This is a genomic window from Vibrio sp. R12-SW3-ISO1 (assembly GCF_059834005.1).
The window spans coordinates 1-22,394 of sequence record NZ_JCBDGK010000004.1 but is presented as its reverse complement, the minus strand read 5'-3'; the positions used below and the strand labels follow the sequence as shown (position 1 = coordinate 22,394).

The following is a 22,394-nucleotide window of genomic DNA, read 5'->3' as shown; positions in this document are numbered from 1 at the left end:
TCAACCCTCGACAGTCAGCTAAGCGTTTTCTGTCGGCAAGGGTTCCAAGTTGAGGTCGTGATGGAGCAACTCTATTCCTCTTTATTTATCATGGCGCTAGGCGTCGCCAGTTGCGTGGTCTACTTTGTCGGCACCAACTGGTTACTTAGCGTGATCTTCCCGACTCGTCGGGTTTCCAATCAGACTATGGCGCAAAACCTGCGTCGCGCCGCAGCGATTCGCCCTTGGCTCTTTCTTGGCCCAGCGTTGGCGTTTTTGGGCCTCTACCTTATTTATCCCGTTTTTGAATCTGTGGTGTTATCACTGCACGATCGAAACGGCTTTGAGTTTGTAGGCTTGAGTAACTACACCTGGCTGTTTAACGATCCGGAGTTTCGTGAATCCCTGTTCAACAACCTATTGTGGCTATTGGTCGTACCGGCTGCCTCGACCTTCTTTGGCTTGGTGATCGCGGCGCTGACCGATAAAGTCAGCTGGGGCAATATTGCCAAAAGCTTGATTTTTATGCCGATGGCCATCTCCTTTATCGGTGCGTCGATCATCTGGAAGTTCGTTTATGACTATCGTGCGTCAGGCTCAGAACAAATCGGTATTTTAAACGCCATCGTCGAACTGTTCGGCGGTACGGCGCAAGCATGGATTACCCTCCCTTTTTGGAATAATTTCTTTTTGATGGTGATCTTAATTTGGATTCAAACCGGCTTTGCGATGGTGATTCTCTCAGCCGCGCTGCGCGGTATTCCCGAAGAGACGGTGGAAGCGGCGGTCCTTGATGGGGCCAATGGCGTGCAAATCTTCTTCAAAATACTCATTCCACAGATTTGGGGCACCATTGCTGTGGTCTGGACCACCATCACCATCTTAGTGCTGAAAGTGTTCGATATCGTCCTTGCCATGACCAACGGTCAATGGAGTACACAGGTGCTGGCGAACATGATGTTCGACTGGATGTTTAGAGGCGGCGGTGACTTTGGCCGCGGCGCGGCGATTGCCGTGGTGATCATGGTCGCGGTTGTTCCTGTTATGGTGTGGAACATGCGCCAAGCCAGCGCTCAAATGGAGGATCGTTAATGTCTCAGCCTCAAACTACAGCACCCAATGTGAGCCAAGCCAAGTTTAGCCTGAGTAAACTTAGGCGCTCACCGCTGACCTTTCTTGTCCACTTTTCTGTGCTCGTCATCGTAATTCTTTGGACACTGCCGACCGCAGGCTTGTTCATCTCCTCATTCAGAGATAAAGATCAGCTTGCCCTGAGTGGTTGGTGGACATCCCTTACCGCATCAGAACAAAACCTCGTCGATCGCACCGGCGATCCCGACACACAAATTCAACGGGGCGATCAGTATGTACTTGCCGGGCAACTGCTGCTTGATGGTGAGCCTGTTGATATTAAAGCATTTGGTTTCTCCTCAAGAGAGCCGACCGCTTACCAACCCGGCGACGTGGCCGAGATGAACGACGGGACATTGACCGTCACTGAAGATGGTCACTATGAAATGGTCTCAAACGAGCCGTTCAAAGGCTCACGTGGCAAACGTATTTTCTATACCGCCGTCGTGCCGCCCAAGTTTGGCTTAGATAACTACCGCGAGGTACTGACCGCAGAGGGGATTGGACGCTCATTCATTAACTCACTCACCGTGACGATTCCCGCTACCATCATCCCGATTTTGATCGCTGCGTACGCTGCGTATGCGCTCTCTTGGATGAAGATGCCCGGTCGCAACCTGCTGATTGCTATGGTCGTTGGCTTGCTTGTGGTGCCATTGCAGATGTCACTGATCCCGTTGCTACGTCTCTACAACGACATTGGTGCCTTCTTTGGCGTGGGCGCGAAAACCTATCTCGGTATCTGGCTTGCGCACACCGGCTTTGGTCTGCCACTGGCGATTTATCTGCTGCGCAACTACATCTCTAGCCTACCAAGGGAGATCATTGAGTCCGCCAAGGTAGACGGTGCGACAGACTTTGAGATCTTTATGCGCATCGTACTGCCACTCTCCTTCCCTGCCCTTGCCTCTTTTGGCATTTTCCAATTCCTTTGGGTATGGAATGACTTACTGGTCGCGACGGTGTTCTTAGGCACAGGAGAAGAGCACATGGTGCTCACCGCCCGCTTACGCGAACTGCTCGGCTCGCGTGGCGGTAACTGGGAGATCCTCACGGCCTCAGCCTTTGTCTCAATTGCTGTACCACTGACCGTATTTTTTGCCTTGCAGCGCTACTTAGTGCGCGGATTGCTTTCTGGCTCTGTGAAATAACCAGCCAAGGATTGAAGAGAATTGATAATGACAGGATTAACACTGACCAACGTAAAAAAAGCCTACGGTGACACCCAAGTCATTCACGGTGTCGATTTGGAGATTGATCAAGGCGAATTTATCGTCTTTGTCGGGCCATCAGGCTGTGGTAAATCCACCTTGCTGCGCATGATTGCGGGATTGGAAGAAATCACCTCTGGCGATTTGTTTATTGAAGGGGCGAAAGTCAACGATTTGCCTGCCGCGATGCGCGGTATTGCGATGGTGTTTCAAACCTACGCCCTCTACCCGCATATGACGGTTTACGACAACATGGCATTTGCGATGCGCATCGCGAAAGAGTCAAAAGAAGCGATCCATGAGCGAGTAATGGAAGCCGCGCGCATGCTGCAACTAGAACCTTACCTCGACCGTTTACCGAAAGCGCTGTCCGGTGGGCAAAGACAGCGAGTGGCGATTGGCCGCGCGATTGTACGCCAACCAAAAGTCTTCCTTTTTGATGAGCCACTCTCTAACCTCGACGCGGCGCTGCGGGTACAAACGCGTATTGAGATTGCCAACTTAAAAGAGGAGCTCAAGCAAACCACGATGATCTACGTGACGCACGATCAGGTCGAGGCCATGACGCTCGCCGATCGCATTGTGGTACTGTCAGCAGGCAAGATTGAACAGGTCGGCACCCCACTGGAACTCTACACCAATCCAGCGAACGTGTTTGTTGCGCGCTTTATTGGCTCACCTGCGATGAACATTAGCCCAGTCACTCTTGAAGCGGCAGGCAGCGAGTCTCAAATCAAAGCCGAAAGCGGCCTCACCATTACCGTCCCAATCGCAGCTCAGAGCGCATTAGTTGGCGACACCTTACAAATGGGCATTCGCCCAGAAGATTTTCGCGTCGCCGCCGAGGGGCAAGAACTGATGACGGGCACGGTGCTGTTTGTCGAATCGCTCGGTGAAGTCACGCTGCTGCACATTCAGCTGCCCAATCATGATGAGTCCATCGTCGCCAAACTGCCGGGTATTCTCGACTATCACAAAGGCGAGCAAATTAAACTGACCGCAGAGCCCGATAAGATTCACTTGTTCAACCAACAAGGTATCTCACTGAAACATCTTTAGTGTGTCTATCGCTCACCCTGTTTGAACAAGAGAGTTTGGACAAGAGAGTGTAAAAAAGAGAATCCGATGAAAAACCAAGTTCAGTTAATCACTTACACAGACCGCCTAACGGGTGGCGGTCTTCATGCGCTGCGCAACACACTCAGCAACACGCTGAGCGACCTCTTTGGCGGCGTGCATATTTTGCCGTTCTATTACCCAATTGATGGTAGCGACGCGGGATTTGATCCCATTGATCATGCACAAATCGACCCAAGGCTTGGCGATTGGCCCGATCTCAACGCACTTGGCAAAGACGTTGAAATCATGGCCGACCTTATCGTCAACCATGCCTCTGGCCAATCACCCGAGTTTTTGGATGTGCTGGAGAAAGGCGAAGCCTCTGAGTATTGGTCGATGTTTCTTAAAGAGCGCGATCTGTTTCCAGATGGCATCAGTGAAGAGCAAGCTAAGCGGATCTATCGCCCTCGTCCGGGCAGTTGTTTTAGCGCAAAAACCCTCGCCAGCGGTGAATCCGTCAACTTTTGGACCACTTTCACTGACAACCAAATCGACATCAATGTGGAAACGCAAGCGGGTCAAGCCTACCTTGAGCGCGTACTGACCCTATTTGCTGATAACGGTGTAAAAATCATTCGCCTTGACGCTGCAGGCTATGCGATTAAACGCGCGGGCACCTCCTGTTTTATGATTGAGGATACCTTTGCGTTTATCGATGCGTTGTCCAAGCGCGCCAACGCACTTGGCATGGAGACCGTGGCTGAAATTCATAGCCACTATAAAACCCAAATTGACGTGGCGAGCAAAGTCAATCGTGTCTACGACTTTGCTCTGCCGCCACTGGTCCTACACACCCTCTATAGCAATAATGTCGAGGCGTTGGTCAAGTGGCTGACGATCGCACCACGAAACTGTTTAACCGTGCTCGATACACACGATGGCATCGGCATCATCGACGCTGGTCCTGAAGGTGACAAACCGGGGTTACTCAACGCGGAACAAATCGATCGGCTCGTCGAGACCATTCATCAAAAGAGCCAAGGAGAAAGTCAGCAGGCAACAGGCAGCGCGGCGAATAACCTCGATCTCTATCAAGTCAATTGCAGCTACTATGACGCACTAGGGCGATGCGATTTTGATTATTTGGTGGCGAGAGCCATTCAGTTCTTCAGCCCCGGCGTTCCTCAAGTCTACTACGGCGGTTTGTTGGCGATGCACAACGACATGGCCCTGCTCCATCGTACTCAAGTGGGTCGAGACATCAATCGCCCTTACCTCACACCAGCGCAGTTAGCCTCTGAACGAGGCAAGCCTGTCGTCAACGCCTTGTGTGAACTGATTCGATTGCGTAATCGCAGCACCGCGTTTGATGGCAATTTTAGCGTGGCTGGCGAGGGTTCAAACCTCACGATGGAATGGGTACATTTAGACAGTCGCGCAACGCTTCAACTTGATTTGGCAACTCGCAGAGCGCAGATTCACCTTGAGGATGCAGGCAATATACGCACGTTCGATTTGCAAACGTGGCTAGACGAGCGTTAAGCATCCTGTGGCCTTCACACCGCACTCTATAAACTCATTGAACTGGCTTCTCAGCATGAGAAGCCTTTTTCTTCCTAGCATTTACATTGTAAACCGTGAACTTTCGCTCAAGCTTGATGAGCAATTTATCATTCATATTGCTCAATATTAGGAGTCACACTAGACTTAATTTATTAAGTCAGTTGTTCATTTGTTTAAAACACTGCGCAGACAGTTACGTGTATCTTCTTCAAATAAGGGGAGAGTTATGACACCACGCCACTGGGTTCACATTGCCCTTACCGCCTTGTCCGTCGCGTTGCTGTTGAGTCTACCTCGCGTATTAGCGAGCGAATCACCTGAGATTACGCGTGAGCAAACCCTTATTCTTGGCACGCTTAGCTCGAACCCGAAGAAAGCCTTTAAACGTGCGCAGCCCTTTGCCGATTACTTAGCGGCGAACCTCCATCAACACGGTATTGTGCAAGCCAAAGTCGTGGTGGCCAAAACCAACCTTCAGCTATCCAATTGGGTCAAAAGTGGCCAAGTGGATATCGTGTCAGAGACGGTGTATGCCTCAGACGATCTCATTAAGTACAGCCATGCTGAAATGATTGCGCGTCGCTGGAAAAACGGGGTGGCCAACTACGCCTCGCTGTTTTTCGTTCATCAAGACTCCGACATCCATACCTTGGATGATTTGGTGGGCAAAGTGATTGTCTTTGAGGATCGTAACTCCACCAGCGCATTTCTAATTCCTATCTCTGCGCTCATAGAACAAGGCTATCCGCTGCATGAAGTGACTTCACCGCGCGATCTGCCGCCAGCAGATAAAATTGGCTACTTCTTTTCCGATGAGTTCTCATCTGCGGGTGGTGAGTCCAATATGATGAGTTGGGTACATCGTAAAATCGTGTCCGCTGCGGCGTTCAGTGATATCGACTGGGAGAAAGAAATTCCGGCTCCAATCAAAGTGCAGTTGCGCGTCATCTACACTAGCCCCTCTGTGCCGCGTGCGTTTATGCTCGTTCGACCTGACATGGACCCCGATCTCAAACAAGCGATAAGCCAAGTCCTCTTCTTGGCAGACCAAGACCCTAGCGCCGCGCTGCCACTCAAAAAATACAAGGATACAGCAAAGTTTGACCCCATTACCGACGACATAGAACAGAGCATCGTCTGGTCCCTGCAACAGAAAGCCCTCGTCGACCAATATCTAGGTCGTTAGTGACCAGCATGACGAGGCAATAGGATGAAACTCAAGAGTAAACTGGTCGTGGGTAATATGCTCGCCGTGATTCTCACGCTAGGGAGTTTTGCACTCTCTCAATGGCTCATCAACAGCCATTACAATGCCAAGGTACTAGAAGAAAACGGACAGCACATGGCGCAGCGTTTTATCGGCTATGCGAAAAGCCAAGCCGAACACACCATGAGTTACCTGACTGAAGCCCTGCTTAATCCCATGTATTTCTATGATCTGGATGGAATAGAAAACATACTCGAGCCTACCTTGCAAAACCAATCTACAAAAGAAGTTAAAGTATTTGATTTTAAAGGCATTGTAATTCACCGAGGTAGTCGAGAAGGCAACGAGTACGGCATGCCACTTGATGATCAAGCGGTCTACGAAAGCGTACTCAAAAAACAGGTGGGCTACCTAGAGCATGATGGCAGTACATTGACGATTGCTCGCCCCCTCGTTCTCAATCAAGAACTGCTTGGCGGAGTAATGATGGTTTACTCGCTAGACGCTATTCAACACGACATCGCAGAGAATCAAGCGATCATCCATCAAATCAACCAAGCCAGTACTGAGCACAGCACCTTTTTCATCATAGTCGTCACCGCGGTGATGTGTGTTGTGAGCTTTCTTATTTCGATTGTCATGGCAAATACCTTGATCAATCCGATCACTAAATTAGTGCGTCACTCTCAACGTATTAGTCGCGGTCAATATGAAAATTTAAATAACATCGAGCGCAATGATGAACTTGGTGAATTGGCGCAAGCGTTCAATAAGATGGATACGAGCCTTAAAGAACGTAGAGAGGCGATCCAATTTCTCGCCTATAACGACCCGTTGACTAAGCTGCCAAATCGCACTCAATTTTTGAGTTTTGTTGACGAGCTACTCGCACAAAGTAAAGTCAAATCACTGACGTTCGCGATTCTTTTCCTCGACTTGGATGAATTCAAACGCATCAATGACAACTTAGGTCATCAAGCCGGCGATGAGTTATTGTGCAGTGTCGCGAGCAAAATTAGCGAGAACTTACGTCACAGCGATTTTGTCGCGAATCTACTCAGTCGTCACGCCAAAGAAAATAGCCTAATTGCCCGCGTCGGCGGGGACGAGTTTTTACTCTGTATTCCTCACATTGATCAACACGCAGCCGGTGACATCGCGCAGCGCCTGGTACACCTGTTTGAAGAACCGATATTACTCAAAGGAGTCAACGAATCCGTGGTCGTTGGCGCTAGTGTTGGTATTGCCCTCTTCCCTGCCAACGGCCAAAGCGCCGAGGAACTGGTCAAAAACGCCGACATCGCGATGTACGCCGCCAAAACGCAAGGCAAAGGGCGTTACTGCCATTTCACCGCAGAGATGGAATATCAAGTACTCAATCGCGGCGTGATTGAACGAGAGTTGCGGGCGGCAATCATCGACTTTTCTCAGTTTGAAATCCACTACCAGCCGAAAGTGAATATGCAAACAGGTCGAGTCATCGGCGTTGAAGCGCTGATTCGCTGGAATCACCCAGCCAGAGGGTTAATCGCGCCAAGCGAGTTTATCCCCGTCGCAGAATCCACTGGGCTGATTCTGCCTCTCGGCCAGTGGATTATGGAACAAGTGTGTCTGGCACTGAACAAGTGGCATCAGTTACCGCACACGGATGATTTTCATGTTGCGATCAACCTCTCTGCCAAGCAGATTTACAACCAAGACATTGCCGCACGCCTAGCGGAACTGGTCGACAAACATCAGCTTCACGCCTCGCATCTGCACGTCGAGGTGACGGAAACCGCCTTAATGCTAGACATGGACAAAGCCAAAACAACGCTGGATAAAATCCGCCAATTGGGTATTGAAGTATGGTTGGATGACTTTGGGACAGGTTACGCGTCGCTCGCCTATCTGAGAGAATTCAACGTCGATGGTTTGAAAATCGACCGCAGCTTTGTGTCTGATATTGAAGAGGATGAGAATGATCGCGCATTGTGCTCGGCCGTGATTTCAATGGCTCAGCAGATGAATATCAAAGTGGTGGCTGAAGGCATAGAAACCGCGCTGCAAGCACGCTACTTACGCAGCGAGCAGTGTGAACTCGGCCAAGGGTATCTTTATTCGCAACCTGTTTACGCCGAGGCCATCAGCCGCATTCTCTACCAACAAGCAGAAGAAATGAGCGCCGGGAAGAGCGCCACGCTCTCCGTGGTTCCCCCGACGCTTCGAGATCATGGCTAACTAGCGCTGCTCAATCTCGCGAATCACGCGGCACGGGTTACCAGCGGCAACAACATTCGCCGGAACATCTTTCGTCACAACACTGCCCGCCCCGATAACCGTGTTATCACCAATGGTGACTCCTGGGCAAACAATCACACCACCGCCTAGCCAGACGTTATCACCAATGGTAATCGTGGTACCAAACTCAACCCCCTCTTCCACACGCCCTTTGACATCCAACGGGTGGCCAGCGGTGTAAAGCTGAACATTAGGGGCGAGTAACACATTATCGCCAATGTACACCGGCGCCACATCCAAAATCACGCAGTTAAAGTTAGCGTAGAAGTTTTTACCCACATGAATATTACTGCCGTAATCACAACGAAACGGCGGCTCTAAATAGGCCTCTCCCGCATCAGGCAGCAGGCTGTCGATCGCCTCGCGCCATTCTGGGCTGTTGGGAATCGTGTTGTTGAGCTTGAGTAAGTGCTCTCTACAACGGATACGCTCTTGGTAGAGTGTCTCGTCCCACGCATTGTACGGCTCACCAGCGAGCATTTTTTGTTTTTCGGTTCTCATCACTCAGTTACCTTTAACCAAAGCACATCATATGCTTCGAGCAAAATATCTTCACCGACCAGTTGCTTACCAGACAGTAAATCTCGGGTTCGCCTTGACCCCAAAATATCGCATATTGACGCCGGAATTGATTGCGTGGATTCGGCAAAATTACAGATAGCGAGAAGTTGCTCACCCTTTGCGTTCGTCCGGCAGTAAGCAAAAAGTTGCGAACGATACGTTTCTAAAATCTCTGTTTTTGCATTACCAAACTCTGGGTGATTTCTACGTAGTGCTATCATCTGTTGGAGGTCTTGATTGATGCGATACTGATAACTGCCTTTGCTTTCTGCCAATGCGACCGCTTCTGCGCTAATTTGAGGGCGGTTCACCCAGCGCGCATCTTCGCGTTTAAACTCATCATTCAAGTAGCTGTGATCGTTCAAGATACCTAGTTCATCACCTTGATAAATCAGCGGAATACCACCGATGCTCAAGTTGATGCTGTTAAGCAGACGAATACGCATCAATGCGTGCTCAATCGCTTTTGCATCATCCGCTTCTATTGCTTTTTCTAACCCAGCAAGAGAGGCCAAAGAACCACATACGCGGCAATCGCCCGTAGTTGGGTTTTCTTGGAATGGCACACCTTGAGAGAATGAACCGTCGAATTTGCCAGTGTAGAACTGGTTTAGGAAGCGGCGATGCTCATAGCCATTAATGCCAAGCTGCTCAGCGACTGCATCATCAAACGTCCAGCCAATATCGTCGTGACAACGAATGTAGTTCACCCATGAACACGCATCTGAAATCTCAAAGCTTTTCTTTAATGATGCTGTCAGTAGCTTGGTTTCACGTGTTGCCAAGCTTTCCCACATCAGCGCCATCATCAGTGGGTTGTAGGACAACTGACACTCTTCTTTGTCGATGTACTGTGCCACCTCGTCCGGGTGCACAATCGCTTCTGATTTGAATAACACGGCAGGCGCTGCAATCTGCAAACAGGTATTGAAACACTGAATCAGAGTATGCGCCTTCGGCAAGCTTTCACATTGGGTCCATTTCTCTTTCCAAATAAACGCCAACGCGTCCAAACGCAGACCTTCACAACCAATATTGGCTAGGAACAACATCTCATCGGTAATCGCATTGAACACCGCTGGGTTTGAGTAGTTAAGATCCCATTGGAAGCTGTTGAATGTCGTCCAAACGTACTTCTCTACATCTTCTAAGAAAGTGAAGCTGCCACGACGAACGGTTGGGAAGATCTCGCGACAGGTTTGGTTGTACTCATCCACTTCTTGCTTATCGGTGAAAAAGTAGTAAAAATCTTCAAACTCAGGGTTGCCCTTACGCGCTTGATCTGCCCAGTAGTGTTCATCAGAGGTGTGGTTGAACACGAAGTCCAGCACTAGGCTGATGCCTTCATCACTCAATGCCTCTGCTAACTGCGCCAGATCTTTCTCTGTGCCTAGCTTTGGATCGACCTTGCGGTAATCCGATACCGCATAACCGCCATCGCTGTCCCCTTCTGGTGCTTTGTAAAGCGGCATCAGGTGAAGATAGTTAATCCCCAGAGACTTGAGGTACGGGATCTTCAATTGTAGCTTTTTCAAATCACCCGCAAACAAGTCCACATACACCGCCATACCGAGCATCTTTTCACTGCGGTACCAACTTGGATTACCGAGACGCTTCTCATCCAAGTTCTTCCATTTGCGTTTGCGACCTGCAAAGGCTTTGGCAAGCACAACCACCAGCTTTTGTAGATGCAAGAAGAAGTCATAACGTTCACCATAAAGCGAGTGCAGTTGCCCAACTAAAGATGGAAAATACTGCGCCAGACGTTCAAGAAATACCTTCTCATCTTTTTTGGTTAACTTTGGCAATTCAACCGAATCAAGAACTTGCTGCAGTGCTTGCTGGGTTTGTCGTTCGTTTAACATGTTTTCTCTCCTGCCAAGCTAGACACTTGAACGTTGCGCAGTGCCAGCGAGCCGCTATCCACGTTTAGGGCGACACTTGCTTGCGTCTCTTTGGCGTAAACAAGGTTGGTAAAGCTGAATTGGCCAGCATTGAGCAGCAACTCGACTGAGCCTTTGTCGATCAACACTTCGACTTGGAATTCATTCTCAATCGGTAAGGTCACGCGGTAATCGTGTGGGAAGTGTTCATCAATGCGTTCCGAGCCAAACTGACCGCGACGTACAGAGCGCACTTCTATGCCTTGTTCGACACAAACAAACTCAAAGTAAGCTGGATTGTCTTGGTACACATTCAGGTGCAACGTTTGGCTATCTTGTAGCGTCACATCAGCGCTGAACTTCATGACTTCTTGTAGGCTGTAAAGACTAATCGCTTGTTCGTCACTTGGCTCTGGCGTTTGCACATCAAGACTTAACGCCTGATTAAGCTCTCTCACAAAGCGTTGTCCAACACGTAACCCTGCTTTCCCTTCAAACAGGAACAGCTCACGAGGCATAGCCATCGAACTGCGAAACTCTTGGGTTGGTAGCTCAAGCGAGTACTGATGATTACTCATCCATGTACTGACGATACGGCGACCGTCTTCAACAGGGATATCAGAGAAAGACTGAGTCGCGTAGTAATCACGACCGAAATCGAGCCACAACACGGTCTCTGGATGATTGTGATTGATGAAGGTTTCGCCATCAAAATCGCCGATAAAATACTGCGTACCTGCACCGCCACAGTGAGCGCCTTCACCGATGCCAACCACCAATACCCAACGTGTTTCTTGTGAGCCTTCGATAGCCAGTTCAAACAAGTCTGGGCATTCCCACGGGCCTTTACTGTGCGCACCATGACGGTAGCCAAACTCGCTCACTAAACGCCAATCCAATAGGTTGGTCGAACGGTAGAACTCGATATGTTGACCGCAAGACACCACCATCACCCACGCTTGGCTTTGCTCATGCCAAATCACCTTAGGGTCACGGAAATCCGGATTACCCCGTGCAGTAATGATCGGTGCGCCATTGGCGAACTTCTTCCACATCATGCCATCTTGGCTATAAGCGAGAGACTGCTGCTGAATTGGATCTTCAATTTCAGTGCCATCAGCCAACGTCGCTTTAGGTTGAATGAACGAGGTGTAGAACGCCAATAAGCCTGGTTTGCCAACCTCAAATAAACCTGAGGTGTTGTGCCAATCGACAATTGCACTACCGGAGAAGCACATGCCAGATTCATCTGGATACAGTGCAGGCTCAAGCTCTTGCCAATCTATCAAGTTGGTGCTGATTTTGTGTCCCCAGTGCATTGGTCCCCAAACCGTATCGCTTGGGTAATACTGGTAGAACTGGTGATAATGACCATTGAAGAACACCAATCCGTTTGGATCGTTCATCCAACCTGAGTTAGGCGTCATATGCAATAAAGGGCGATACTGTTCGCTCATAAGCCAATCCAATGTTGTTGTAAATATTTCTAGGTTTGGACGCGACGAAAAATGGAGCCGGAACAGGCTCCCAAAACGGACGCTACGCAGCCAATGCTGGTCCAAAACTAGAAACATTGAAAAAGAGTGGGGTTCCCTCCTTGCGACGAAGGAGGGATTTCTTGCGCGGTTAGAAGCTGTAGTTCACACCTAAGATAAATAGAGGAATGTAACCATCGAACTCATCACGTTGCGGACCGCTAGCGAAGTCAATTTTCTTATAGCTTGCCTCACCAAACATGCGCCAGCTCTTTGAAAGTGGGTAGTTGGCAGATACGCCTAGCTTAGAGTAGTCTTCCGTCCACGCATGAGCGCCTGTTGCGTCAACACTCTTTTCGAATGAACCAAACTCCCCCCACAATGACGCAGAAAGTTTACCGAAGTTATGCCAAATACCTGGTTTAATGATCCACTCAGTCTCTGTTTCAGAGTAACCATCTTTTGCCTTCCATTGACCTTCTTGGTAACGGAAATTCAACCATGCGCCCGTGTTGTCATTGATTTTGTAGCTAAAGCCTGGCTCAACTTCCCAGTACGGGAACTCCCCCGTGCCACGCTTGTATTCCACGTGGTAAAGCGCGTAACCATGCATACCTAAACGATCTGTCAGTTGGTAAGAACCAAACACTTTACCGCCCGGAGTAGTGCGTTGGTCAATACTCTCACCGGCTAACTTCAATCCCCAACCAATATTACCTTTTTCATGGTTGTAACTACGGTTAACATAGATTTCTTGGATTGAGTTTACGCCTCGGTTGTAGTCGGCATGCTTCAAGTTGCCATTGAATAGTTCCTCACGACCTGAATAGAAGCCAAAGTCCCACCCTGGCAAATCATCATGCCTAAAACTTCCCTGCGCGATTGTATATTTCAGTTTTCCTTCATTGACACCATCGTCACGGATGACACGTTCCACTTCGATATTCGAACCAAGCGTTCCATGAAACTTACTCTCTTCACTTTTGGGGACATCGAGCGCGGTCAAGAGCTCAGCATTGGAGTACTCTGATTTGAGTTGCTCAATTTTTTGCGCTAGTTGCTTTTCTTTTTCGGGGGCTGCCAGCTCATCTGCCCAACCAGAGCTAGATAGAGCCAAACTAAAGAGAACAGATGATGCCACTACTGTTTTTTTCATGATGATTACCTTATTATCACATTGTTACTGTCTACCCCGCGCCAACGGGGTAGTGTCACTGGATGCCTGCGCCAACAGGCATTAAGTACCACATTCAAAACCGTGAATTTTGAGTGCAGTGAACCCTAAGCCCGCCGCCAAGCGGGCTTTTTTATAATTGTTTTATTTGAAGTTATATTAGCTTGCGCGCTTAATTTGCGGAGGCAAGGTGATCAAGTCATTCAGTGTCATGCCTCGCCTATACGCTTTACCTTTGCTGTCAAATAGATGGCATTTTTCTGCCGGAATGCGGATATTTAAGCGCTGGCCAATATCGACTTTAACTGTACCAGGTACACGAACCAAGACCTCTTGACCACCTCTCACCAACGTTGTGTAGAGCAAAGATTCCGTACCAAGACGCTCAAAACCTTCAACAATCACCCCGACACCTTCTTCATCCAAATGAATGTCTTCCGGGCGAATCCCGAGTGTCATCAGTGCACCTTCTGTCGCCCCTTTTGCATTTACACCAGCTTGGAAAGTGTAATCCCCTACCTCAACCGTTGCCTGCTCATCACAAGCACTAAGCAGCGTAGCGGGTAGCAAGTTCATTTTTGGTGAACCAATAAAGCCGGCAACGAATAACGTTTTCGGAAAATAGTACAGTTCTAAAGGCGAACCGACTTGTTCTACTACGCCCGAACGCAATACAACAATTTTGTCCGCTAATGTCATCGCTTCCACTTGATCGTGCGTCACATAGATCACCGTTGATTTCAGCTTTTTGTGGTACTCAGCAAGCTGTAATCGCATGCGCACTCGTAATGAAGCATCAAGATTTGACAAGGGCTCATCGAGCAAAAAGAGTTTCGGATTTCGCACAATAGCGCGCCCAATAGCCACACGCTGACGCTGACCACCCGATAGTTGACTTGGTTTTTGTTTCAGAAGGTTTGTCAGCTCTAGCATTTCCGCTACCTGACGTACTGCTGAATCAATATCGTCTTTGCTTTTCTTCGCCAGTTTTAGGCCAAAAGCGATGTTTTCGTAGACCGTCATGTGCGGGTAAAGCGCATAAGATTGGAACACCATGCCAATCCCACGATCGGTTGGTGAAAGGTTGTTAACCACCTCACCGTCTAAGCACATGTCCCCTGATGAAATCTCTTCCAAACCTGCGACCATACGCAGCATGGTTGACTTACCACAGCCTGATGGCCCAACGAATACTGTAAATTCACCGTCTTCAATGGTCAGGTTGGCATCCTTGATGATATGCGCACCATCTGGATAAATTTTATTGATGTTCTTCAGTTCTAAACGTGCCATTGTTCTACCTTAATAATTATTGGTGGTTGTGGGCAGTGGCTTTCACCACTGCCCATCACTCTTCTTATGCTTAACCTAGGATTGCGCCTAAGTTCATGCTTTTAGTGTCGTCGAAACGCCATGTTGCGTGACCAACTCGGTCATCAGGGCCAATGCCAACAACACGCATGCCCGCTTCTTTCGCTGCATCGACGCCTGCTTCTGCGTCTTCAACCACGATGCATTCGTCAGCGTTGACTCCAACTTGGCCCGCAGCATGAATAAACACATCTGGTGCCGGCTTAGAGCGGTTTACCGACCAACCGTCGCCAATTGCATCAAACAGCGGCGTTAAGCCAAGACGATGCAAAATTGGGCGAGCATTCTTACTTGCTGATGCCAGTGCCACTTTGATGCCACGTGCGTTTAGCTCAAGTAGGAATTGCTCAATACCCGGTAGAACGTCTTTTGCAGAAATCGTGTTCAGCAGATCCACGTAGTAATCGTTCTTGCGCTTCATTAGCTCAGCAAACTTTTCTTCGCTGATCTCTTTGCCGTTCAAGATGATGTTCAGCGAGGCTTGACGAGATACGCCACGTAGCTGCTCATTGATTTCACGGTCGAAGTAGTAGCCTTCTTCGTTCGCCATACGTTGCCACGCTTGGTAGTGCAGCTCAGCCGTATCCGTGATAACGCCATCTAGGTCGAAAATAAATGCCTTACACATTGAACGTCACCTCTGTTGAATCGATAACACGTGGCTCGCCTGCAACTTCAATGTTTAGTGCTTGGCCGTTGAACTCAGGGCGCTCGATACGAACTTGCTCTTGGTCAACGGTCACTTCTAGACGCTCACCTTTCCAGTAGATTGGGAAGTTCAGGCTTTCCCATTGCTTAGGAAGGTTAGGGTTAATACGCAGGTTGCCACCTAGCATACGAACACCTCCGAAGCCGTAAACCACACACTGCCACATGCCGCCGATAGACGCCGCGTGAATGCCGTGATCAGAACTCTTCATGTTTTGACCAATATCGATAGATGCTGCTTGCTGGAACAGGTCGTAAGAAAGCTCTGGGTTACCTACATCTGAGGCCAATACTGAGTGCGTAGAAAGACTAAGCGATGAATCGTGCAGTGTCTTAGGCTCGTAGTAGTTCCAGTTAGCAATCTTAGTTTCTAGGTCGAACTTATCTTCTTGCTGCAGGAACAACACCATGATGTCCGCCTGCTTAGAAACCTGCATGTCGTTAACCTGTTCTAGGTTGTAGTCTTGGAACAGACCACCAACGAATGGCTGCTCTTTGTACTTAGTCAGGTCGATGATTTCTTTCTGTAGGTAAGTGTCATCCTGTGGGATTACCTTATCTTCAGCACGTGGCTTGGGTAGGTAGATGTTGTCTACGCGGTCTAGCCACATTTGACGAGCTTCCACTAGGTTTAGCTTGTCAGACAGCTTAGCCAGTAGCTCTGGGTTCGACGCTTCTAGATCTTCGTAGTAACGAATCGCTAGTTTGATGTTCTCTACTGCCATGTAGTTAGTAAACGCGTTGTTATCGATGTGCTCTTTGTACTCATCAGGACCGATTACGTCACAGATACCCCACATGTTGCGGTCTTCTAGCCAATCTAGGCGGCTGGTCCAGAACGTAGCCGTGTCGAACATGATCTCGTAGCCCATGTCGTCCATAAACTTCTGATCGCCTGTGATTTGGTAGTACTGCCACAATGCGTAAGTGATGTCACACGTGATGTGCTGCTCGATAAAGCCAGACCAAATCTTCGTCGACTTACCTGTAATGATGTCTACTGCACCCCATACTGGCGTGACTTCTTCACCTGTTAGTGCTGATTCCCATGGGAACTGTGCACCAAGGTAGCCGTTATCTGCTGCTTTCTTACGTGCCCCACCTAGCGTGCGGAAGCGGTACTCTAGCAGGCTGCGAGCCACTTCTGGCATGGTGTAGATGAAAAACGGAAGCATGAAGACTTCTGTATCCCAGAACGAGTGGCCTTTGTAGCCTTCGCCAGACAGACCTTTCGCACCGATACCGAAACGAGAATCGTGCATTGGCGTGAAGATGTTCAGTTGGTACTGAGCAAAACGAATCGCCAGTTGGTCAAAGTCGTTACCACCGATAGTGATGTTCATACCAGCCCAACGCTTGTCCCATTCAGCCGCGCTGTCTGCTAGTAACTCGTCGAAGCTGCGGTCTGCGTTTGCTTTTAGGTCTGTCAGCGCGTGGTCACGTAGCGCTTGTAGTTCGTAGCCTTCAACATCAAACTGCTTGTCACGTGAAGTGTGTACCACACCCACTTTCTCAGTACCGAATGTGTCGCCCGCTTTCAAATCGTGGTGGATGTTAAGCCATACTTTACGGCGATCCATCTGTAGACCTGGGTCGATTTCAGTTTCTTGACCGTTTACAAAGTAGCGGTGAGACGTTAGGAAAACGAAGTCTACTTTGCTCTCTGTGGTGTGCTGTAGAAGCTCAATGAATCGCTTATCATAGATACGCTTTTCACCTTCGTGGAAGTGCTGTGCACCCGAGTTTGAAAGTTGCGCATCCACACCAGAGCGGATTTCAATCTTCGCATCGCTGTTCACAGCCTTAACTTGAACATCGAACGCCATTAGATGAAGGTTTGCTTGCGAGAAGAAGCGGCGGAAGCGCATCTCGAAGCTCTTACCTTCTGTGTTTGTCCACGTGAACTCACGGATAAGTTCACCGTTTTTCACGTTTAGACGACGAGAGTAGTTGCTCACTTCACCCGTTTCTAGGTGGAACCGACGACCATCGATGAAGATTTCGATAGCGCTCATGTCTGCCGCGTTTGGCAGCTCTGTTACTTCATCTTCATCAAATTTGTTGTATGTACCCGCAACGAAAAGGTTGCGAACCTGTCCCACGTATTTTTCTTCCGTTGAGCTACGTGCGCCCATGTAGCCATTTCCTTGGCTCATTACTACTTCACATTTACCTTGGAATGCTGAGTCAAATGCCGTCTCTTCAACGATCCAGTTTTTAAGTTCGCCTTGACCAGCAGTGTAATTCATTAACATCTTAAATATCCCCGAGAATTAACCTTTAACAGCGGAAGAAATATCGTTACCAACGAAGTAACGTTGAAAAACCATAAACACAATGAGTACTGGGATTGTCGACAGGAATGCTCCCGCCAATATCAGGTTCCAGTCACCTGCTACGCCATAAGCGTTACGTAAACTCAATAGACCAACGGGTAGCGTGAACGCATCTGCTGGACTATTTATCACCACCAGCGGCCAGAAGAAGTCGTTCCAAGCACCTTGGAAACCAAGGATTGTTACCGACAAGATGGCTGGCTTAGCCAATGGCATAAACACTTTCCACAAAATCACCGCTGGGCTTGCGCCATCGACAATCGCGGCCTCTTCCAGCTCTTTTGGTATGTTTTCAAAGAACTGCTTCATAATAAGAACTTGCCCGGATGCCACCACGGCAGTTATCACGGCCCAAGGCGTATTCAGTAAGCCAATCTCTCGATAGATAAGGTAGTTCGAGATAAAGGTCACTTGCCCCGGAATCATCATGCTAAACAACATGAAGGCAAATACTGCACGTGCTCCAGTGAACTTCAGTCTTGCTAGGGCGTAGCCCGCAGTACAGGCAAAGAACAGAGTTAAAATCACTTTACCAATCGCAATGAGAAACGAGTTGATGGTCCAGCTCATGAACAAGCTCTTGCCGGTATCAAGACTTACCGATTCGGTGTAAACACGAACATAAGACTTAAAGACATAACCAATCAAACCCGGTGCAGCGTTGTCCCATGCAGCGACTCGGCCACGGCGCTCCATCTTGCTTGGTGCGAGTGTGCTGTCGATTAGAATCTGGCCGCGTGGCGCTTCGACTGTTAGCGGTAGCGTTGCCACCTCTGGCCCCTCACCGTCATACTTAATAGTGAATGCCCACGTTTGGCTGTGACCTGTTTTTTCGATTTCGCGACGACCGCGGCGCTCGATGAACGTCACCTCTTCGTTGCTATCCACCAGCTTTGGCTCAGATACCACAGCGTAGTCAGATGCAAAGTCAGTGACCGTCGCAGCAGCCATGCCGGTACCAGGTCGGCGACGCGGTACTTCAATAGTTGGTACTGCTAGCTCTTTGCCCTCTTCCACCGCGTAAGTCACGGTGAAGTCAACCTCTGCACCCGGAGCAAAGCCACCAAACATAGGCGCATCATTACCCTGTTTACCAAGTAGGTAAGCAGCGCTCCAATTGCTTGGTTGAACCTGAGCAAAACTAAACTTAAATGGTTGCTCAAGTGGGTCATCTTTCAAACTCGCTAGGAATGCAACAACGAACGTACCTAACATGATGGTGGCAATAGCCAGTAGCGCGGTGTAAACCCAAGCCACTTTTGCCCAGCGGCGACGTGCTTGGAACTTAGCGACCTCAGCCATAGATGCCATAGGTTTATCGTCTAACTTTTGAGTGTTTGTCATTGAGTTAGCCATCTGCTTTCTCCTTAATACCGAAGAGTTTTTGCAGGTAAACCACGGCTAATGTAATGGTTGCCAGTATTAGAGCTGCTGCGCTTGCCATGCCGATTTGTGGCGTGCCACCCGGTGGGAAGGCGTTGTGGTAAACGTAGTAAGCCAGCGTAATACGTGATTCCAGCGGTGCTGCTGAACCCAGCAGTGCGACTTGGTCAAACATTTGCAGTGTGCCGATGATTGAGAAGGTCACAACAACGAATGTCACTGGTGCAAGTTGAGGAATCGTAATGTTCCAGTGTTGTTGCCACTTGTTTGCGCCATCAATATGCGCCGCTTCATAAAGCTCACCTGGAATACCTTGTAGGCCCGCTAGGAACAGCAACATGAAGGTTGGAATCGTGGTGTAGATATTCTGAATCACGATAGCCCACAGCGTAAGCGGCATCGGCCCAACATGGTCACGTGTATTTAACCAGTTCACCTCAACAACAGCGTCTGTCACCGACACCCAGCCCATCGCGCTTGCCACGAATGTTCCCACACCCGCAATGATGAAAGATAAAATCGCCCATGCCGGATCAAACCAACTTACCGGTAAGCCTTTCAAACGATCTTTAGTCACTAGTACAAACTGAGTTGCCATTGCAATCAACACAAAGCAGCTAAGATGCGGGAAGTGATTCACCACGTCCGTAACAAAACCATTTAAGTAGCCATTCTTTTGGTAGAACCAAATGAAGATCAACGTAACGGCTGCACTAGACAAAATACTCGGCAGGTAAAAAGCTGTTCTAAAGAAGCTTTTGGCTCGAATCTTCGAATTCACCAAGATGGCTAAACCAAGCGCTAAGACCGTTTGAATACTGGTTACAATAAGAGAGAACCAGATTGTATTTGCCAGCGAAAGTAAAAACAGATCGTCTGAAAGCAGGGCTTTAAAGTTACCCAAGCCTACCCAAACAGCTTCTGAAAACAGATCGTATTCCGTGAAACTGAAATAGACCGTTCTGACTAATGCATAAAGGAAAAAGATTACCAACGTCAGTACAAATGGCCCTGCTAAGAGCCATCCGTAGACTTGTTGGCGTAAACGTAAAGAGTTCATCCAACGCCCCGTTTAGTTTACTGTTAGAGCGTTATAACGTTCCTGAGCCATTTTAATCGCTTCTTTTTGCGACATCTGACCCAGTAGAACTGAATTTAACGCTTCGTTAATTGGGGTCATCCATGCTGTACCGTAATCACCAAACGCGAAAGGCTCTACATTTCCGTTGAGAGCGCCATCAAAGACTTGTTTGGCTAGTTCACTTTCTGAATCTTGCTGAGCGAAGAATTCAGACTCGCCTAGAGCTTCACGACTTGGCAGTGCTAAACCAGAATCCAAAACCCATTCTTGAGCTTTCTGACTAGTTAGGATCTTTACCGCTTTTTGCGTCGCTTCGATGTTCTTACCATCGGCGTTTACGCCCCATGCAACCGTGAACAACAAGTTGCCGCGCTCGCCACTAACAGGATCAGTAGGCATAAGCGTTGTGCCGTAAGGCAAGTTTGGCGCTTTGTCGCGCAGGTAACCGCTGATCCAGTTACCCTCTAGTGCTACTGCTGTTTCTTCAGTGCCAAAACAGCCACCGCCCCAACCTTGACCAAGGTCTGTCGCCAGAATGCCCACTTTATCTTCCGTCACAAGACCTGTGTAGAAGTTAAAGGCACGCTCGAAGTTCTCATCTAGAATCGTTTGGCCATTTTCATTGAAAGGCTTCCAACCCGTTGCCAATGCGAAAGGTGCGAAACGTGCGTAGTCAGGCATTACGCAGATTCCAGAAACTTCGTCACCCAATACTTCTTTCACTTCAAGAAGCTTGGTACGCAAGTCTTCCCAAGAGTCATCGTTTGTTGGGTAGTCAACTTCAGCGTCATCGAAAATATCTTTGTTGAATTGAAGCGCGATAGTATTGAAGTCTTTCGCAATGCCGTATTGTGCATCTTCAAGCGTAAACGCGCTGTTTAGGCTTGGAATAAGTTCGTTGGATAGAGTATTAAGATCCGCGTTGTTCGGCGCTACCTTACCCGACTTAACTAACGTGTTAGCAAAAACGATATCAATATAGAAAGCGTCAGGGGCAGTGCCTGCCGAAAGTGAATTAGTGATAAATTGTGAGAAGTCCCCCTCAATCGCCTGATATTTAATATTGAGTCCGGCTTGTTCAAAATCGTCTGCAAGGACCTCGTTCACCAGTTTATTGAGTACGACGACGTCATTACCACCCCAGCCAGCAATGGTGATATCGGTTTTTGCAGTAACGTGTGCTGATAGGCTAGCAGCAAGTAGGGATACTGCTAATGTCGTTTTTTTCATGTTGCCCTCAAATCCATTCGTTCTTAGTTCGAGGGTATTATGCAGAATTAACGTAAGCGCTTACGTTAATTGGATCACATTACGTAAATATCCATTGTATAAATAGAAAAAGCGTGACTAATAGCACGCTTTTATCCAACCTAAATCAAAAAAGGAATGGTTACGTTGTGTTCCCGATTTTCAGGTCCACAGGCACAATAGAACCCACTGGGTGTTCACCCATCATCGCTTTTTCGAGCATGATGGCTGCTCGTTGAGCAATCATATCCGTATCTTGGACTATGGTGGTTAGGCTGTTTGAGATACCCGGCAACCCATCGTAGCCTACTAATGCAAAGTCACCGGGAATATCGTAACCTCTATCACTAAGGGCAGCCATGACACCGAGGGCCGTTTCATCGCACTCGCAGACAAACCCTTGGTAGCTTTCAAGTTGTTTACTATCCATAGACATAAAAAAGCGATAAGCGGCAATTTCACCTAGAGGCTCAGCCCCTGTTCTTAGCTCTCGAACAGGCAGCGCATTATTTGCCATGACAGACATGTAACCTTGATGACGAAATTGGTAACCATCGCCATACGTTGTGGGAGTGACGAAACATATATTAGTGAGTCCCTTATCCACTAAATGTTGCGTCGCTGCTCGTCCCCCATTGAAATCATCCGGTGCAACCCAAAATGAGCCTTCACACATTCCAATGCAAACGTAAGGGAGATTTAATTGCTTACACATTGCAATACGATCATCATTCGTGGTGATAC

At 48.6% G+C, this 22,394-nt stretch carries 17 protein-coding genes; 6 read left to right on the top strand and 11 right to left on the bottom strand.

The genetic code is table 11. The features are described 5' to 3' along the window. Positions 1 to 60 precede the first annotated feature (60 nt). The 6 genes from AC6R0R_RS01075 (at position 61) to AC6R0R_RS01050 (ending at position 8,370) form a co-directional block, all read left to right on the top strand. Positions 61 to 1,071 (top strand): carbohydrate ABC transporter permease, encoded by a 1,011-nt coding sequence (locus tag AC6R0R_RS01075; RefSeq protein WP_487903479.1) that lies wholly within the window; start codon positions 61 to 63, stop codon positions 1,069 to 1,071. Then, positions 1,071 to 2,261: a carbohydrate ABC transporter permease gene (locus AC6R0R_RS01070; protein ID WP_500625372.1), complete on the top strand. Its 1,191-nt coding sequence runs from the start codon at positions 1,071 to 1,073 to the stop codon at positions 2,259 to 2,261. The genes AC6R0R_RS01075 and AC6R0R_RS01070 overlap by 1 nt, the downstream gene beginning before the upstream one ends. 27 nt (positions 2,262 to 2,288) lie before the next feature. Next, positions 2,289 to 3,380: an ABC transporter ATP-binding protein gene (locus AC6R0R_RS01065; protein WP_487903477.1), complete on the top strand. Its 1,092-nt coding sequence runs from the start codon at positions 2,289 to 2,291 to the stop codon at positions 3,378 to 3,380. A gap of 66 nt (positions 3,381 to 3,446) precedes the next feature. Further along, on the top strand, positions 3,447 to 4,922 hold the full coding sequence (gene gtfA / locus AC6R0R_RS01060; RefSeq protein WP_500625371.1) for a sucrose phosphorylase: 1,476 nt from the start codon (positions 3,447 to 3,449) through the stop codon (positions 4,920 to 4,922). A 247-nt stretch (positions 4,923 to 5,169) separates the two neighbouring features. After that, positions 5,170 to 6,129: a phosphate/phosphite/phosphonate ABC transporter substrate-binding protein gene (locus AC6R0R_RS01055; RefSeq protein WP_500625370.1), complete on the top strand. Its 960-nt coding sequence runs from the start codon at positions 5,170 to 5,172 to the stop codon at positions 6,127 to 6,129. A gap of 24 nt (positions 6,130 to 6,153) precedes the next feature. Continuing rightward, entirely contained in the window at positions 6,154 to 8,370 is a 2,217-nt protein-coding gene (locus AC6R0R_RS01050) for a bifunctional diguanylate cyclase/phosphodiesterase (protein ID WP_500625369.1), read from the top strand. On the opposite strand, the gene AC6R0R_RS01045 is transcribed toward AC6R0R_RS01050, so the two are convergent. The 11 genes from AC6R0R_RS01045 to AC6R0R_RS00995 form a co-directional block, all read right to left on the bottom strand. After that, positions 8,371 to 8,931, bottom strand: coding sequence for a sugar O-acetyltransferase (locus AC6R0R_RS01045; RefSeq protein ID WP_500625368.1), 561 nt, complete (start codon positions 8,929 to 8,931; stop codon positions 8,371 to 8,373). It lies immediately after the preceding gene. Then, positions 8,931 to 10,856: an alpha-amylase family protein gene (locus tag AC6R0R_RS01040; RefSeq protein WP_500625367.1), complete on the bottom strand. Its 1,926-nt coding sequence runs from the start codon at positions 10,854 to 10,856 to the stop codon at positions 8,931 to 8,933. The genes AC6R0R_RS01045 and AC6R0R_RS01040 overlap by 1 nt, the downstream gene beginning before the upstream one ends. After that, on the bottom strand, positions 10,850 to 12,331 hold the full coding sequence (locus AC6R0R_RS01035) for a glycoside hydrolase family 32 protein (protein WP_500625366.1): 1,482 nt from the start codon (positions 12,329 to 12,331) through the stop codon (positions 10,850 to 10,852). The genes AC6R0R_RS01040 and AC6R0R_RS01035 overlap by 7 nt, the downstream gene beginning before the upstream one ends. Positions 12,332 to 12,500: 169 nt before the next feature. After that, positions 12,501 to 13,505 (bottom strand): OmpG porin family protein, encoded by a 1,005-nt coding sequence (locus AC6R0R_RS01030; protein WP_500625365.1) that lies wholly within the window; start codon positions 13,503 to 13,505, stop codon positions 12,501 to 12,503. Between the two features lie 177 nt (positions 13,506 to 13,682). Beyond that, positions 13,683 to 14,816 carry an ABC transporter ATP-binding protein gene (locus tag AC6R0R_RS01025; RefSeq protein ID WP_500625364.1) on the bottom strand — a complete coding sequence of 378 codons (1,134 nt, stop codon included), beginning with the start codon at positions 14,814 to 14,816 and terminating at the stop codon, positions 13,683 to 13,685. Between the two features lie 70 nt (positions 14,817 to 14,886). After that, positions 14,887 to 15,522 carry a beta-phosphoglucomutase gene (gene pgmB / locus AC6R0R_RS01020; RefSeq protein ID WP_500625363.1) on the bottom strand — a complete coding sequence of 212 codons (636 nt, stop codon included), beginning with the start codon at positions 15,520 to 15,522 and terminating at the stop codon, positions 14,887 to 14,889. Further along, positions 15,515 to 17,857, bottom strand: coding sequence for a glycoside hydrolase family 65 protein (locus tag AC6R0R_RS01015; RefSeq protein WP_500625362.1), 2,343 nt, complete (start codon positions 17,855 to 17,857; stop codon positions 15,515 to 15,517). The genes pgmB and AC6R0R_RS01015 overlap by 8 nt, the downstream gene beginning before the upstream one ends. A gap of 18 nt (positions 17,858 to 17,875) precedes the next feature. Next, entirely contained in the window at positions 17,876 to 19,294 is a 1,419-nt protein-coding gene (locus AC6R0R_RS01010; protein WP_500625361.1) for a carbohydrate ABC transporter permease, read from the bottom strand. Then, positions 19,287 to 20,381 carry a carbohydrate ABC transporter permease gene (locus AC6R0R_RS01005; protein WP_500625360.1) on the bottom strand — a complete coding sequence of 365 codons (1,095 nt, stop codon included), beginning with the start codon at positions 20,379 to 20,381 and terminating at the stop codon, positions 19,287 to 19,289. The genes AC6R0R_RS01010 and AC6R0R_RS01005 overlap by 8 nt, the downstream gene beginning before the upstream one ends. A 12-nt stretch (positions 20,382 to 20,393) precedes the next feature. Beyond that, positions 20,394 to 21,632: an extracellular solute-binding protein gene (locus AC6R0R_RS01000; RefSeq protein ID WP_500625359.1), complete on the bottom strand. Its 1,239-nt coding sequence runs from the start codon at positions 21,630 to 21,632 to the stop codon at positions 20,394 to 20,396. Between the two features lie 160 nt (positions 21,633 to 21,792). Further along, positions 21,793 to 22,394, bottom strand: a 602-nt coding sequence (locus tag AC6R0R_RS00995) for a LacI family DNA-binding transcriptional regulator (RefSeq protein WP_500625358.1), incomplete at its 5' end; no start/stop codon positions are given.

Coding starts and splice junctions, on each gene's coding strand:
- AC6R0R_RS01075 (WP_487903479.1), top strand. CDS start 61: ATGGAGCAACTCTATTCCTCTTTATTTATCATGGCGCTAGGCGTCGCC.
- AC6R0R_RS01070 (WP_500625372.1), top strand. CDS start 1,071: ATGTCTCAGCCTCAAACTACAGCACCCAATGTGAGCCAAGCCAAGTTT.
- AC6R0R_RS01065 (WP_487903477.1), top strand. CDS start 2,289: ATGACAGGATTAACACTGACCAACGTAAAAAAAGCCTACGGTGACACC.
- gtfA (WP_500625371.1), top strand. CDS start 3,447: ATGAAAAACCAAGTTCAGTTAATCACTTACACAGACCGCCTAACGGGT.
- AC6R0R_RS01055 (WP_500625370.1), top strand. CDS start 5,170: ATGACACCACGCCACTGGGTTCACATTGCCCTTACCGCCTTGTCCGTC.
- AC6R0R_RS01050 (WP_500625369.1), top strand. CDS start 6,154: ATGAAACTCAAGAGTAAACTGGTCGTGGGTAATATGCTCGCCGTGATT.
- AC6R0R_RS01045 (WP_500625368.1), bottom strand. CDS start 8,931: ATGAGAACCGAAAAACAAAAAATGCTCGCTGGTGAGCCGTACAATGCG.
- AC6R0R_RS01040 (WP_500625367.1), bottom strand. CDS start 10,856: ATGTTAAACGAACGACAAACCCAGCAAGCACTGCAGCAAGTTCTTGAT.
- AC6R0R_RS01035 (WP_500625366.1), bottom strand. CDS start 12,331: ATGAGCGAACAGTATCGCCCTTTATTGCATATGACGCCTAACTCAGGT.
- AC6R0R_RS01030 (WP_500625365.1), bottom strand. CDS start 13,505: ATGAAAAAAACAGTAGTGGCATCATCTGTTCTCTTTAGTTTGGCTCTA.
- AC6R0R_RS01025 (WP_500625364.1), bottom strand. CDS start 14,816: ATGGCACGTTTAGAACTGAAGAACATCAATAAAATTTATCCAGATGGT.
- pgmB (WP_500625363.1), bottom strand. CDS start 15,522: ATGTGTAAGGCATTTATTTTCGACCTAGATGGCGTTATCACGGATACG.
- AC6R0R_RS01015 (WP_500625362.1), bottom strand. CDS start 17,857: ATGTTAATGAATTACACTGCTGGTCAAGGCGAACTTAAAAACTGGATC.
- AC6R0R_RS01010 (WP_500625361.1), bottom strand. CDS start 19,294: ATGGCTAACTCAATGACAAACACTCAAAAGTTAGACGATAAACCTATG.
- AC6R0R_RS01005 (WP_500625360.1), bottom strand. CDS start 20,381: ATGAACTCTTTACGTTTACGCCAACAAGTCTACGGATGGCTCTTAGCA.
- AC6R0R_RS01000 (WP_500625359.1), bottom strand. CDS start 21,632: ATGAAAAAAACGACATTAGCAGTATCCCTACTTGCTGCTAGCCTATCA.